Annotated in this window: 14 protein-coding genes; 7 read left to right on the forward strand and 7 right to left on the reverse strand. The window is 59.6% G+C overall.

The genetic code is table 11. The features are described 5' to 3' along the window. The first annotated feature begins 29 nt into the window (after positions 1–29). From NX773_RS19440 to NX773_RS19455, 4 genes are all read left to right on the forward strand, one after another. Entirely contained in the window at positions 30–881 is an 852-nt protein-coding gene (locus tag NX773_RS19440) for a hypothetical protein (RefSeq protein ID WP_258857937.1), read from the forward strand. 127 nt (positions 882–1,008) lie between these two features. Continuing rightward, positions 1,009–1,797, forward strand: a complete 789-nt coding sequence (locus NX773_RS19445) for a hypothetical protein (protein ID WP_258857938.1) — start codon at positions 1,009–1,011, stop codon at positions 1,795–1,797. Between the two features lie 2 nt (positions 1,798–1,799). Next, entirely contained in the window at positions 1,800–3,167 is a 1,368-nt protein-coding gene (locus NX773_RS19450; RefSeq protein WP_258857939.1) for an ATP-binding protein, read from the forward strand. A gap of 9 nt (positions 3,168–3,176) precedes the next feature. Beyond that, positions 3,177–4,913: an eCIS core domain-containing protein gene (locus tag NX773_RS19455; RefSeq protein ID WP_258857940.1), complete on the forward strand. Its 1,737-nt coding sequence runs from the start codon at positions 3,177–3,179 to the stop codon at positions 4,911–4,913. A gap of 50 nt (positions 4,914–4,963) precedes the next feature. Here the strand turns inward: NX773_RS19455 and NX773_RS19460 are convergent, their stop codons facing one another. From NX773_RS19460 to NX773_RS19470, 3 genes are all read right to left on the reverse strand, one after another. Beyond that, positions 4,964–6,004, reverse strand: a complete 1,041-nt coding sequence (locus tag NX773_RS19460) for a hypothetical protein (protein WP_258857941.1) — start codon at positions 6,002–6,004, stop codon at positions 4,964–4,966. 148 nt (positions 6,005–6,152) lie between these two features. Beyond that, positions 6,153–6,695: a hemerythrin domain-containing protein gene (locus NX773_RS19465; protein ID WP_258857942.1), complete on the reverse strand. Its 543-nt coding sequence runs from the start codon at positions 6,693–6,695 to the stop codon at positions 6,153–6,155. Between the two features lie 108 nt (positions 6,696–6,803). Next, positions 6,804–7,601, reverse strand: a complete 798-nt coding sequence (locus NX773_RS19470) for a hypothetical protein (RefSeq protein WP_258857943.1) — start codon at positions 7,599–7,601, stop codon at positions 6,804–6,806. 297 nt (positions 7,602–7,898) lie between these two features. Between NX773_RS19470 and NX773_RS19475 the strand changes: the two genes are divergently transcribed. From NX773_RS19475 to NX773_RS19485, 3 genes are read left to right on the forward strand one after another with little or no spacing between them, the layout of a single operon-like run. Beyond that, a complete protein-coding gene (locus NX773_RS19475) occupies positions 7,899–8,393 on the forward strand; it encodes an Hcp family type VI secretion system effector (protein ID WP_258857944.1) in 495 nt (164 codons plus the stop codon). Beyond that, on the forward strand, positions 8,393–8,758 hold the full coding sequence (locus NX773_RS19480; protein ID WP_258857945.1) for a Rap1a/Tai family immunity protein: 366 nt from the start codon (positions 8,393–8,395) through the stop codon (positions 8,756–8,758). The genes NX773_RS19475 and NX773_RS19480 overlap by 1 nt, the downstream gene beginning before the upstream one ends. 9 nt (positions 8,759–8,767) lie before the next feature. After that, on the forward strand, positions 8,768–9,247 hold the full coding sequence (locus tag NX773_RS19485; protein WP_258857946.1) for a T6SS effector amidase Tae4 family protein: 480 nt from the start codon (positions 8,768–8,770) through the stop codon (positions 9,245–9,247). Between the two features lie 132 nt (positions 9,248–9,379). Here the strand turns inward: NX773_RS19485 and NX773_RS19490 are convergent, their stop codons facing one another. Genes NX773_RS19490 through NX773_RS19505 form a run of 4 tightly spaced genes read right to left on the reverse strand, consistent with a single transcriptional unit; the run spans position 9,380 to position 13,033 of the window. Next, positions 9,380–10,135 (reverse strand): hypothetical protein, encoded by a 756-nt coding sequence (locus NX773_RS19490; RefSeq protein WP_258857947.1) that lies wholly within the window; start codon positions 10,133–10,135, stop codon positions 9,380–9,382. Beyond that, positions 10,132–10,911 (reverse strand): hypothetical protein, encoded by a 780-nt coding sequence (locus NX773_RS19495; RefSeq protein WP_258857948.1) that lies wholly within the window; start codon positions 10,909–10,911, stop codon positions 10,132–10,134. Before NX773_RS19495 ends, NX773_RS19490 begins: the two co-directional genes overlap by 4 nt. Further along, positions 10,886–12,790 carry a hypothetical protein gene (locus tag NX773_RS19500; protein WP_258857949.1) on the reverse strand — a complete coding sequence of 635 codons (1,905 nt, stop codon included), beginning with the start codon at positions 12,788–12,790 and terminating at the stop codon, positions 10,886–10,888. Before NX773_RS19500 ends, NX773_RS19495 begins: the two co-directional genes overlap by 26 nt. A 9-nt stretch (positions 12,791–12,799) precedes the next feature. After that, entirely contained in the window at positions 12,800–13,033 is a 234-nt protein-coding gene (locus NX773_RS19505; RefSeq protein WP_258857950.1) for a hypothetical protein, read from the reverse strand. Between the last annotated feature and the right edge of the window lie 371 nt (positions 13,034–13,404).

Raw genomic sequence — 13,404 nt, forward strand, 5'->3', positions numbered from 1 at the left:
CATCGAATACCCAAAACAAGGAGAAACACATGCGTGATACCTCGGCACCCGGCCTCGCACTCAGTGTGGCCGACAAGAAGAACTCCGAGATCCAGTCGCTGACCAGCTCGGTAACCCAGGCGCAGTACGATGTGGCCGAGCAGCAGGCCATCGTCAGTTCCCTGCAGGCGAAGTCGCAACAATTCAACCTGTACCTGACGCAGGCAGACGACGACCAGGAGTCGGCCCTGGCCAACCTGAACCTGGGCAAGGACGCGCTGTCGAGCGCGACCTCGCTGGTCGCCAGCATGACGACCGCCACCAGCAAGGTGAACGAAGCCAGTTCCGGCGCCTCGGACGTGGCCGCCCAGATGGCCGAGCTGGTCAACAAGCTGATCTTGTCGATCGAGTACATCAACAAGACTGCGCAGCTGGTCAACAAGCAGAAGGCCAACAACCCGCTCGTGCCCGACAAGCTGATCGACAACATGTCCAAGGCCGCCGCCAATGCCAACAACGCTATCGCGCTCTCGCTCGCGGCGCTGCAAAGCTGCTATGTGGCCGAGGCAACGCTGCTCGAATCGAGCGAGGTGCTCGCGCTGGGTTCGCGGCAGTCCGGACAGCTGCGCGAACGCATGTCCTACCTGTGGGATTCGCAGTCCGGCAAGGTGCTGATGGCGGCCAATGCGGCGCCCTCGAGCATGGAAGTGCCCGGCATCGTGGCGATGCTGCAGCAGGCTTACGACGACGCCAAGGCCAATTACAACCAGGCCCTGACGAGCAACAACATCGTCACCAGCCAGCTGTCGCACGCCCAGGCCGAGCTCGCGGACGCACAGGTCAGGCTCAACTCGTACCAGGCGGGGCTTGCAGCCGCGACCGCCGCTGCGTACGCCGCCTGACCGGCCACGCGCGACAACAGGCCCGCACAGGGCAGGCGGCCGGTCCGCCTGCCCATTGTTACGAAAGGCGCCCATGTTCAAGAAGAACTTCTATCGGGATTGCTATCTGCAAACGGGATGGCTACCCATGCAGCCGCTCACACAGGCGGTGGCGGTCGGCGATGTCTGCCAGGTGCTGCAGGGCCGGTTTCAGCCCCTGCTCAACCTGGAGCACGCGCACCTGGTCGAGCCACTGCATACCAGCGCCCCGGTTCCCCTTGCGCCGCCCGACTTCAGCCTGGCACGCAACGTGATTCTTGCCGCCAGCGAGGCGCGCTGGAGCGACGACGGCGAGGGCGAGCAACGGCAATGGACGCGGCAGGCGCTGGAGTTCGCGCAGGCCGGCGACTTCCTGTTCTACTGCAAGGAGGCCCGCGCGCGCCTGCTGCGCAACTGGCACCAGTTGCGTGACGACGCCACCATCAAGCTGACGCAGACGCATTTCGGGTTTCGCGAAGTGTATGTTGTCACCGGCATCGCCCGCACCGACGAATGGGCGCTGGCGGTGGCGGGACAGCCCGGCGCCAGGCTCGAAATGTCGGCCGCTGGCGACGACGGCAACTGGCATGCGCTGCTTGGCCATGCCAGCGCCAGGACCGAGCGCAGCCAGGGCATGGCGAGCTACGAAGTGGGGCGCGGCCAGCCCGCGTATTTCTTCAAGGCCAAGAAGCTCATCCTGAGCGACAAAATGCACGACCGCTACCTGAACCACCTGTTCGATAACGAAGCGCGCCACAGCCACCTGGAAATCGCGAGCTGGAACAAAGCCAGCCTGCTCAACCTGAGCCGCGCCAACGAGCTCACGCTCAATACCTGCATCGAGTTTTTCTCCTGGGCCGACCTGTCGCTGGACGACGTGGAACGGCTGGAGGCCTAGCGATGGTGGAACAGGCGCCGTCGCCCGCACAGAACCTGGCCGCCCTGCAGCGCGAGCTGGACTGGCTGGACGTCGTGGTGCGTCAGGCCATCGCCAGCTACCTGAAGCACGAAGGGCACGAACGGCGCTGGCGCGAGATCGAGCCGCCCGCGCTCGTGGCGGACGAAAGCGTGTACGCCGCGCAAGTGTTGGCATGGCAGCTCGACAGCTGCGAACGGCTGGCGCTGGCGCTGGCGATCGCGCCGCACCTGCGTCCGCAGGCGCTCGACATCTTCTTCGGCATCAACGGGCTGATCGACCGCGGCTTCAGCGAATTTGGCGGCTGTCCCAGCAAGTCGTTCAGCGGCTTCCTGCCGACCGGGCAGACGCTCGCCTTCGTGCTCGGCGCGGACGACCCGGCGCTGCAGCTGGACGCCCTGCGCATCCTCGCTCCGCAACACCGGTTGCGTGCCGAACAGGTGCTTACCCTGGAGCGCGAGGACGAACGGCTGCCGCCGCTGTCCGGCGTGCTCGGCATGTCCGAGCAATGGCTGCATTACCTGCTCAGCGGTGAAAAGGTGCGGCCCGAGCTGAGCGCCTCGTTCCCGGCCAGCCCCATCAGCACGCCGCTGGAGTGGCGTGACCTGGTGCTGGACCACCAGGTGATGGCCCAGGTGCAGGAGATCCGCGCCTGGCTCACGCACGGCCCCACGCTGATGCGCGACTGGGGGCTGGCCAGCAAGGTCAAGCCGGGCTTTCGCGCCGCCTTCTATGGACCGCCCGGCACCGGCAAGACGCTGACCGCGGCGCTGCTGGGCAAATCGACGGGGCGCGACGTGTACCGCGTGGACCTGTCGATGATCGTGTCCAAATACATCGGCGAAACCGAGAAAAACCTGGGCAAGGTGTTTGACGCGGCCAGCTACAAGGACTGGATCTTGTTCTTCGACGAAGCCGACGCGCTGTTCGGCAAGCGCACCAGCGCGAACAACTCCAACGACCGCCACGCCAACCAGCAAACCGGCTACCTGTTGCAGCGGATCGAGGATTTTCCCGGCACCGTGATCCTGGCCACCAACCTCAAGGCCAACCTGGACGAAGCCTTCACGCGCCGCTTCCAGACCATGATCAACTTCACCATGCCATCGGCCGCGCAGCGGCTGCAACTGTGGGCCAACGCGTTCCACGGCGTGTGCGAGCTGGCGCCGGAGATCGACCTGCGCAAGGTGGCCCAGGACTACGAACTGGCCGGCGGCGCCATCATCAACGTGCTGCGCCACTGCGCGCTGCACGCGATCAGCCGCGAACGGCGTGAGGTGACGCGTGACGACCTGATGGAAGGCATCAAGCGCGAGTTCCGAAAAGAAAACAAGACGATCCAGATCCACTAGGAGCAGGGCATGGGCGAGTTGACGCACCAACGGCGGCAGCAAGGGACGGACCAGCAAACGCAGGACAGCGGGCGCAGGCGCGGGACCGTCTTGCAGGACAACCGCGCTGCGGCCGAACCGGTGGCGCAGCGCACCGCGGCCAAGCCCGGCGGCCTCCCCGAGGATTTGAAAAGCGGCATCGAGTCCCTTTCCGGCATGAGCATGGACCATGTGCGGGTGCATTACAGCTCGCCCAAACCGGCGCAGCTCAATGCGCATGCGTATGCGCAGGGAAACGAAATTCATATGGCTCCCGGACAGTCGCATCAACTTCCGCACGAGGCATGGCACGTGGTCCAGCAGGCGCAGGGGCGGGTCAGGCCGACGGTGCAGATGGGCGGTACGTCCGTTAACGACGATCACGGGCTGGAGGCGGAAGCGGACAGCATGGGCGCTCGCGCCGCCGCGTTGCCGGTGCAACGGCGCGCCGACGGCGCAAGCGCTGAGCCGCGGCCAGCCGCTGTTTCCGTAGGGCGTGTGTTGCAGGGCAATTTCCCTGACGCGGAAAACGATGAACGCCGAACGATCAGGGGCCTTGCCAAAGACCAGGTGCAGCTCGACCACATGGTGCCGCAAGAAACACTCCGCACATTCAGCGCCACGCTCAAAACGCTGGATCAGGTAGCGAGTGACCCGAGAAGCAGATGGGAAGGACTGAAGGAGGCCCTCGAGTTAATCAGGGAAAAGGCCGGGGCCAGCAAAGGCGCGCACGAATTGCTGACCGAAGGGCATTTGGTCAACATTCAAGAGAATATCGTACCGGGACGAGCAGACCAGATCCAGGGCGCCGGGAACTTCTTCGATCCGAAAATGGAGAGCGGCGCCAACGGAGTGATCAAGGAAAGCGCCTTTTCGCTGGAAATGCGCAAGCTCGACGACGCCATCCGGGAGCTGAACCAACTGGTGTATGCGGAGATCTTGCCAACCAAGGCAGCCGACTCCAAGAAGAACACACATCACAACAGCGCTGTCGAAGAATATTTGGTGACCCTGTTAACCGTCGTCAGCACCCAACTCACTGCGCTGAACGCGGAGAAGATCCCCACTTACACGCCTGAGCACTGGTATCAGCATGCCGGCAAATGGGTGAAAAAGCGAAGCGCTACCTGGCTCGACAATCCACAGGCCGACCAGGTCGGTCGTGGCCCCGCCGCCGCCGCGGTGGCCAATTGGTCATTCACTTTTACCTTCGACGCCAAATCGCTGACGAAGGACGGAGCCCGACCCACGTTCGTGGACGTGCCCGTTCAAGTGACGGTCAACGTCCCTCCTGCCACCTGGGCCCATATTTTTGAACGCCACTATTTGTCCACATTTAAGTGGGACATCCAAGCCGTCAACACGTTCTGGAAGACCAATCCCGTCACCTATCTGCAAGGTGCGGCCGGGCAGGCGTTGCTGACTACCGAATTGACCTCACTCCTGAAAAAACACTTCAACTTTTCCAAACCGGTCGCCAACGTCGATGCTGGCGAGACCAGCACGGCAGATTGGTCGCAGGCTGAGGGGAAGTTGTTTTTCCAAGGGAAGGCCACGAGCGAGTTCAACAAGATCGAGCTAGACGACGGCGAAGAGTATGAATATGACGTGACCATTAACCTGAAGTCGATCGCCCCACAAAGCGAAGACCTCGCATTCGCGATCACTCCCGCCAAGCTGACGGAAATGAAACCGCCGCCGCCACCAGTAGTGCCGGCGCAGCAGTGAACGCCGTCGAGAAAACACCGGCCCTGACGGGATTCAGCGAGGCGGCTTGATCAGAGCCCGCCGCCGGTTTTGTTCTTGAGCCACTTTTCGTACTCCTCCTGATACTGCGGCAAGAGCACCTTGAACTTGTTGGGGTTCGCGCCCGAGCCCACCCAGTGCATCAGCTCATGTTGTCCCATGCCGGACCGCGACTCGCTGTCGCTGCGCTCGGTCAGCATCAGGTTGTTGGCTTTATGGGCGTGCTGTGGGAAGAGCGATCTGTATTCCAGGTGGTGCAATTCGGGCGGTTTGCCGCTGACGCTCCAGAGCAAATCGTTGAGCGTCTTCTTCCCAAAGTCTTCGGCCTTGAAATCCTTGGTGATTTCGCTGCGCAGCACCGAGTACAGTCCGCTGCCGGTCTTTTTGCCACCGTAACCATCGAGATTGTCTTGCCACCAGTTGCCCAGCGTGTTGTTGGTGGCAAAGTGCAGCGGCTCTGCGGCGTCGAACATGAGATGCAGGTCGCTTGCGGTTCCTTGCTGCAGCTTCCCTTTTCCGTTTGAGCCGACATCGAACTTGATGCGATTGGCCAGGTCGTCATAGACCTTGACCACGTCCGTGGTCGGATGCCCATAACTGTTCAGGATGCTCTGGATGTCCGCGTGGGGCGACTGATAACTGCCGAGGTTGTTGTCGACGTCCCACTCGTACTTGTTGGCCCCGCTGGTGCCTTGGGCCAGCTTTACCGCCTCGTCGCTCGAGTAGTGTTTTGCTTCCTCGTGCAGGCCCTGGACATACTTCATCTGCTGCGGCGACAGGCCGCGCATGACCTTGTAGTTGGACTGCAGCGCGCGGCCCGCCTTGTACGGGTCCACCACCCGCTGTACGACCGGGGAGGCCGATTGCGGTGCCGGCCTTGCGCTGGTCGCGCTGCGTAGCTGGGCCGCCTGCTGGAGGCCGGGGCTACTCCTGGCCGTCGCTTGTTGCTGCCGCTGCGCTGTTGCCTGCGCACGGTTGTCGGCAAGCCTCGCGGCGCGCTTTCCGTGGCGCTCGGGGCCAATCCCGGCCTGGTCGAGCTGTCGTTTGAAACTCTTCCCCGCGTACATGCCCATGTCGTTCCCCTTGTTTGGTTACGATGCAGCAACGTCGGCGGCCATTTTTGCATGGCATTGTTGCGAAGGCAACTCAAACAAGATGCAGGAACGTGGTCGGCGCGTGCCGCCGCTGGTCGCGCGAGCCCGGCAAGCGTGCAGCGCGAGCCTACAGCTCCTTCAGCTTGAGATATCGGCCTGCCAGGATTGCGGCGGGATACATGATTTCCTCTTCCTGCTTTGCGTGGGCCATGAGGTGGTCGGCGAACAGCGCCGCGGCTGGCTTGTGCTCTTCCAGCGCAGCCGCGCGCAAGCGCTCCAGGGCTTTTCCGATCGACGCGTGCTCGGCCAGCATTGTTGGCATCTCCTGCTGCAGATGATCGGACATCTGGATGATGTCGCCGGCGTTCGGCGGCATCTTGCCGGCAGCAAGGTCCGACAGCGCCGCAAGCGGCGGCAGTGCGAACTGCTCTTCCTTGACGAAATGAGGCTGCAGCAATTTCTCGACATTGCGCGCTGCCTCGGCGGTTCGGCCGCCCGAGCGAACCGCCGAGGCCAGCTCTTCGTGCAGTTCCTTGTGTTCGGCCTCGATGGACGCCGGCGCCCTGACGCCATGCTTTGGCTCCTGCGCGGCTGCAGTGCCCTGACTCGCGATGCCCAGATAAAGGAATGCCGAACCCGCAATCATCTGGAAGAGTTTTCGCAGCAGCATGCCTTTCTCCTATCCAGTTGTAGTCAATTGGAGCAGATCGTGGCACGCCTGCAGCTTTAACGCGTGAGCTTCCTCAAGTGCGCCCGGCCGGGAGTCAGCAGGAACGGCCTACTGCGAGCAACTGATGACGGGCCGACTAAATACTTTTTCCGTTCGATAGCCCTTCAGGTTGAGCTCGAGCACCTGCGAGAGCGCTCCGGGCCCATCATCGACCGCAGTCCCGGCCCGCGCCTTGATGAGTTGTCCCTCGCTCAGGACCTGGCCAGGCAAGGCCAGCACATACCAGCTCCGGGTGTAGTCGGTACCCAGCGCACAGTGCGCGTCGTACACTCGTCCGTCCGCTACCGCATCCTTGGGCAATGCACGGGTCCAGCCGTCTTGCTGTTCCAGATCCGTTAGCCAAAAGCGATCCGATAGCTTCGTGAGCTCCGCGCGCAGTGCCCCGGGTGTATTGGTCGCATCGCACCTGACGAGTTTTCGATAGGAGAGTTGGGCAAGCTCTTTTTCCTGCGGCGCCGGCGTCTTGGCGATTGCACGCCCCAACGGCCCGGATTCGGCGTACCCCACGCCGGGAACGATTTCGGCAAACGGCTCCATGCGCCAATACGGCGGGAAATGCATGCTCTCGGGAACCGTCACGACCCAGAGGCGCCCCTTGGGGCCAGCCGCTGTCTGTTCCGCACACTCCGCGAAACCAAGGCGACCTTTCTCGATGTCTTCCCGCGAGAGACCTTGGGTAAGCGCATTGCGCGCGGTGATCGCGGAGCTGGTGGGGTGGAATGGGAGTTTTACAGGCTCATCAATTTTCAGGTAGATGATCTCGCCCGGCTTTGGCGCCGGCGTGTAGCAGCCCGCGAGCGTCGCCATCAGCAACAAGACCAGCCATCCTTGCGTCCTCATCACCATTTCGAGTTCCTTCGCCGAAATTTACTAAAGGAAAAGACTAATCGATAACGTAGCCGGTGCGAAAGCTGTATTTACTCGGTACTGCGAGGGAGTACTTCTGGCAGCGCCGAGCGGTATGCCCAGTGGAGGTGGTGCCGTGCAGCTTTCCCTTCCATGCGGAGCGGACTCACTTCGACACTAAGAAACTGCCGAGCTTGCGCGCTGATAAGTCGTGTTGGTCAACCGCGGGCAAGAATAGCCCGGGAAGGAGTTTTCACCGCCGCAATCCCATCATTTCACGACCAGAAGGACATCACCATGGCTATCGACGTTTACCTGCAGATCGAGGGCATCAAAGGCGAGTCGCAAGACGACAAGCACAAAGATTGGATCGAGGCATCCGGCGTCCGCTGGAGTATCTTTCAGCCGCGTAGCGCGAGCGCATCGACCGCTGGCGGCCACACCGCCGAACGGGTGGAGATGAGCGATATTTCGTTCACCAAGATGGCCGACCTCTCGACGCCGATCCTCGCGCAGTACTGTGCGATGGGGAAAACCATTCCGAAAGCCGTCTTCGAGTTCATGCGCGCCGATGGCGACGGCAAGCCGATCTGCTATTTCCGCATCGAGCTGAAGAACGTGATCATCGCCTCTGTTGCGCCCAGCATCGAAGGCGGCCACATCCTCCACGAGTCCATTGGCCTGAAATTCGCCGAAGTCGTCTACAAGTACACCCAGCAGAAGATCGGCGGCGGGGCAGGCGGCAACACCGCGGGCGGCTGGAACCTGGCTGCGAACAAGGTGGCATCGTAATGCGCGCCGCACTGCTGGCCGGCGCGGCACTGGTCGCTTGCGCCGTGGCTGCAAGTCCTCGTGAAGTCTGGTTCTGGCACCTGTCCGGCGACGACTTCTTGAAGCAGATCACGGGCGAGCCGAACGTGAGCAAGTGGGACCAAAGCGCAAAGGCCACCTATGACCAACGCTATGCCGAGGGCTACCAGGCAGGGGTCGTGGACGCCACCCAAGGCAAGTTGTGGTGCGCGCCGCCGCGCATGAAGCCCGACGAAGTCGACGATCGCATCTGGGCAGAACTACGCAAGCGGCAAGGGATGATGCATGGTAACGCCGCCGAGACGTTGATCGAACTGTACGCCGCACGCTTCCCCTGCAATCGCTAGGAGGTGACCATGCAGAGCCTGTCGTTTGCTGTGCTGAAGCAGAATTACCCACGCAAGATCGACGTTGATCACGATGCGCTTTTCCGTGAGATCGGATGGGATGATCTGATCGGCAATCCAGCCTATGAGAACACCTGTGCTACCCGTGTCAGCCTTGCGCTGATCAGGTCCGGAATCACGATCCCGGGCGGGAGAATCGCCATCAAGAAGGGGCCTTTCAAGGGCCAGATGATCGAGCCCGGGCAGGACAAGCTGTCTCACATACTGGCCACCCGCTCGATGTTCGGCTCGCCCGAGAAGTTCAGCACAAAGCAGGCGGAATCGAGCATCGGCTTGCGCAGCGGGATCGTCTCGTTCTTCCGACTGATCCCGGGTGTCTACGAGCACGGCCACATCGACATTGTCTCACCGCAGCTGGGTGGAATTCGTGTGTGCGGCACCGGGTGCTATTGGAGCAGTAGGGAAATTTGGTTCTGGCCGTTAATATAGCTGGTAGCCACACACGGCGGCGGCGGCCAGGGACTCTTCGGGCGAGCTAACGGAAACGGTAAATTGTGTAGCTGCACACGGCCAAAGGATTAGGCCCTTCAGTTCCTTTGGTATCGCGATGGGCGCCTGTCGCTAACTTATCCATCTCTCGTATTCATTTGGTAAGACTTGAAGCATCTGATCAAGAGTCATTGCCCGGGTGAGATATGTACGGTCGAATTGACGAAAGGTTGCCGGTAATCGACGTACGCCCCCCTTTCCCGAATTATTGTTTGGATCCTTTCTCGCGCTTTCGGGCCGCTGACTAGTGGCACCACGTTTCAGCTCTCCATGTTCGTTGCGGTACAACTTGTGCGCAACGGCCCAAAAGCTTGGATGAGAAAAAATCTCTTGCCTTGAACTCATCTGCTCAGCCATTTCTCCCCAAGGGCTTCTAGCTGAGCCAAGTGCAACTTGAGCTTTTTCTCCATGAAGCCGAACCAATCGCCAAGCGGTCCGCGTGATGAGGCGATACCCTAATCTGCGTCCCCTCTGCGTATCGGCTTCCACATAATGAGCAGACTCCAACGGCTTGCCTTTCTGAACACCTGTACGGCGGACGAGCGAGCGGATCATCGCAAGCGAGAGCCAAGCCCACATGCCTGTCGCACGCTCAACTGCTAAAGGGTCCTTAACGTCGCCGATGGCAGTAGTGTGGAGGTAAAGCCCAAGATCGTACGATGTATCGAAAGTTTTCTCAGTATCAACACTGAAATCCCAAGGGAGATCATCTGTAAATGCAGGGTCGGAGAGAAGCTGTAAGGGGGGCTCTCCTTTGGGGGCAGCAAGCCATGACGAGAACACACTGATGCCCCCAGCGTTAAGTGAAGCAACTTTATACACTGTCATGGTTTATCTCCGCCTATTTCTTTGCTTACCAAACTGAATTTGGCTTTGATCGAAGGTTTCGCGCAAAACGTTTCCACGACTTCATCGACCCATCTGGTACGGCCATCCTCGTCCAGATCGTCAGGTGGCGAGCCAATTCCTTCTGCCTCGAAGAAGGCGGTCCAAGAACTGGTCCAAGAATTCTCGTCATTCAGGGAGCCCGGATCCTTTACCAGTATCTTCGCGATCTGTCGCATCACTTCAGGCATCACAAGGACTGCAACCCAAGGGTCGCGAGCGGCGGCCGCAGCGGTTGGGAATAACTCGCGGTCAACCAATAACACGGGCTTGTCATCTCCAGAGCTCGTCGCCGGCAAGTCCAGTTTCCAGGCACATCCGTGGAGATCACCGGGCAGGATGTCCACAAGACTGTGGCCTAGCTCTCCTGCCTCATCCACTGGCCGAACGTTGTCGGCGAACCCGATGAGTAAAGGATTGCCGAGCTCATAGACAAGGAAGCGAAATTTGAGGGGACGATCGGTTGCAAGCTCGAGCAGCGAACGCGTGGAGTGATCAGGCAGGTCAACCGTTCCTAGCTCGAAGTACTCTTCGGTGCTGCCGGCATGGGCTATACATGCCAATTTGAGGCCCGGTCGTAAGCCAGAGTGTGCGAAATCAAACCGCTCCAGCCAAAAGCTTCTGCGCCCATGTTCGTCTACTGGGGCTCGCACGCTGAACAGTGCTGCATCCAGCTGGCGTTGGCCGGTAGGATTAGTAGTCCTCGATATTTTCGGCATCGCTGAGCCCCCTGTATTGCAGCTGAACTTCGAGCCTCCGGTGAGGATCGAATCCGTGAACTTGAAGGTAGCTGGACGGGCCGAGCAGATCGAAACGGAGCTCGTTGCCGTCCCTGACGAGGTTTGATACCTCATCCGCGGTGATCGGGAAGTCCTGCTCGCTATTGAGCCAGAACTCAGCCGCGTCCCATTGGCTGAATGGATTTCCCCACGTCGTCGCATATGCGGTCTGAACTGTGCAATGAAGAGGGAAGGATGATTTTGTTTCATTGTTCAGCGCTCGGACAGTAAACCCGTCCTTCTCGGATTTGACCTCTACCGGTTTGGGCTTGGGGGGCGGAATTTGCAATGACTGAGTTTCACCGCCGCGCTGGGTTGGCTTGTTTCCGCCGCCGCCCCTGGCTGTACTATCTTGTGCCTCGGGTACCGCAAAATACGGGGCCAACGCGGTTTGGTCACGCACTCCCTCTGGTGTCAAAAACTCGACCAAACGCAGCGCCGCGTTGCGCACATTGCTCATTAATGAGGCGGCCCCGTCGTAAAGCAAGGTCAGCCTTGGTCTGCTCGCATTCCAGGTGCGATGCGTTGGTTCTTCCGCCGCAACGAGGAAAGCGGACAGGTTGAGGTCGTCGATGAAGGTTAATGCGAGGACAGGCACAACACGGCGGGACCCTCGCAGACGTTTTTCGCCGTCAATGCCGAGGTCTTGGCGCACGAACAGCTCTTGACTGTGCTCGCTCTCGCTATACTGCTGGACGACGACACGAAACACGCCCGTCTCGGGCGCCTCACCTTTTTTCCTAATTCGAACCGGGAAATCAGCACTTACCAAACCGCCTTGGCCGAACTGCTGCGAGAGCGCAAGACCGCCCCCTTCCTCGAAATTAGAATCGCTGAGCTTGCCAGCGGCTCCCCAACCCGGTTTCAGGGTAGTTGTTGCGGGCACAGCGATGTGCTCGGTTATCGCAGCTTCGAGGAATTTTCGATATTCGGTTGAATACCTTGAGTTTATTCCCAACTGGCCAGCCAACCGCGCAACCGAATGCTCGTCGATCTTTACGTTCCCGACCTCGACTGTTAGTCTCCCTCTACGAATCGGAAAGAAAAATTCGTTCAGAACCGCCCGGCGAACGTCGTCCAATGCAATGCCGTGTGGCATAGGGACTATAAAAGTAGTTCCAGTTTTCTCCCCCCGAGCAAGCTGAAGCTCCGCCTTCAACGCATCGATTATCTGTGAGTCAGTTATAGGCAATGCGAGAGCTTCTGGATTCTTAGTGCTACACCAGCGTGCTTCCTTTGCCCAGCGCTTGGAATCACCCGCAAGCTTGTAGTTACGACGAAAGCGACAGCAACCGAATAAAAGCTCAACGTTGTCAGATTTTCGTCGTGTTAATGCGAGAACGGAACGAATGGCGCTTGCCGCATATAGAGTGATTTTGCCTTGGCCGGCTCCGCCATTTGCTTTCGATGGTTTAGCTCCCTCACCCTCGCGAAACCAGAACGCGTTCCAGTTTTCGCCGGGACCATCGACGGATGAATCCTCGAAGGTTCCTTCCAGCCCGCAGGTACCAAAGTCTTCGATCACCAGAAAGTCAACTGAAGAGGGAAGTTCAGATATCAAGCCTCCTGCAGCAAAGTGGTTGAGGCAGTTTGTGTCGAAAAGCCTTGGCATGAATGCACTTGAGTTGCGGTCTACTGACACCAAGTTGTAGCGCACCCGCACATGCTCGCCGCTTAGGCGGGCATCAAGCGGGTTCTGGAGCGTCTCTCGGACGAGTATCTCGACTGAGGTGCGCTCTTCGTTGGCAAAATTGTCTTCCACGGTGCTAATTCCCGAGTTGTCGTTGGGATTCAGCGGCCGGAACTGCCAGCAAATCATGTGCCCCCCTTAGAGACGGAAAACCTCGTCTTTGTCGTTAGATTGGTTCTTGAGCTTCAACTTGAGGATGTCGAGCTCTGCTTCCAAAGCTCTAATTATCTTTTTTGCCTCATCGTTAGTATATTCATAGTTCTTTCTGTTGAGCAAGTTGCCGACGAGTCGCAAGTCTTTTATGGTTCGCGAAACTCGTGCATTTGCTAGTTCTAAGAACTTCGCTCTCGGGTCACGCTTCTCTTCAATCATATAGCCCCTACATATTAAAAATGTAGAAAAAATTGTGGCTATATTTCACCGGCCTGTCAAGGCATGGCGAATGATGCAATGTTATTGCCAAGCGACAGGAAGGGGCCGGGCCGCGGCATCACCAGTTAAAGGTTTAAAGTCCGCTCGAGGGGAGCAGGGCGGCTAACCGCGCTCGGGTGAGCGGGCTTGGAAAAGTTATCCACGGGCCGGCGTTAGCAAAGGTTTGACAGCGGGAAGTTTGCCCGGCGGAATTGCCGGGTGCGCACCTCATCGCTGATAGGCGACGAGTTCGGAAGCCCCTGGGGATGGAGCTGTCCGCGCTAAAAAAGAATGCTGTCACGAAGGGAATACAGCCGAACTCGAAGGCGGCT

Origin of the sequence: Massilia solisilvae (assembly GCF_024753215.1) — a bacterium.
Classification (GTDB): Bacteria; Pseudomonadota; Gammaproteobacteria; order Burkholderiales; family Burkholderiaceae_D; genus Telluria; species Telluria solisilvae.

Bases quoted from the DNA above. Each gene is read 5' to 3' on its own strand.
- NX773_RS19440 (WP_258857937.1), top strand. From the start codon at position 30: ATGCGTGATACCTCGGCACCCGGCCTCGCACTCAGTGTGGCCGACAAG.
- NX773_RS19445 (WP_258857938.1), top strand. From the start codon at position 1,009: ATGCAGCCGCTCACACAGGCGGTGGCGGTCGGCGATGTCTGCCAGGTG.
- NX773_RS19450 (WP_258857939.1), top strand. From the start codon at position 1,800: ATGGTGGAACAGGCGCCGTCGCCCGCACAGAACCTGGCCGCCCTGCAG.
- NX773_RS19455 (WP_258857940.1), top strand. From the start codon at position 3,177: ATGGGCGAGTTGACGCACCAACGGCGGCAGCAAGGGACGGACCAGCAA.
- NX773_RS19460 (WP_258857941.1), bottom strand. From the start codon at position 6,004: ATGGGCATGTACGCGGGGAAGAGTTTCAAACGACAGCTCGACCAGGCC.
- NX773_RS19465 (WP_258857942.1), bottom strand. From the start codon at position 6,695: ATGCTGCTGCGAAAACTCTTCCAGATGATTGCGGGTTCGGCATTCCTT.
- NX773_RS19470 (WP_258857943.1), bottom strand. From the start codon at position 7,601: ATGGTGATGAGGACGCAAGGATGGCTGGTCTTGTTGCTGATGGCGACG.
- NX773_RS19475 (WP_258857944.1), top strand. From the start codon at position 7,899: ATGGCTATCGACGTTTACCTGCAGATCGAGGGCATCAAAGGCGAGTCG.
- NX773_RS19480 (WP_258857945.1), top strand. From the start codon at position 8,393: ATGCGCGCCGCACTGCTGGCCGGCGCGGCACTGGTCGCTTGCGCCGTG.
- NX773_RS19485 (WP_258857946.1), top strand. From the start codon at position 8,768: ATGCAGAGCCTGTCGTTTGCTGTGCTGAAGCAGAATTACCCACGCAAG.
- NX773_RS19490 (WP_258857947.1), bottom strand. From the start codon at position 10,135: ATGACAGTGTATAAAGTTGCTTCACTTAACGCTGGGGGCATCAGTGTG.
- NX773_RS19495 (WP_258857948.1), bottom strand. From the start codon at position 10,911: ATGCCGAAAATATCGAGGACTACTAATCCTACCGGCCAACGCCAGCTG.
- NX773_RS19500 (WP_258857949.1), bottom strand. From the start codon at position 12,790: ATGATTTGCTGGCAGTTCCGGCCGCTGAATCCCAACGACAACTCGGGA.
- NX773_RS19505 (WP_258857950.1), bottom strand. From the start codon at position 13,033: ATGATTGAAGAGAAGCGTGACCCGAGAGCGAAGTTCTTAGAACTAGCA.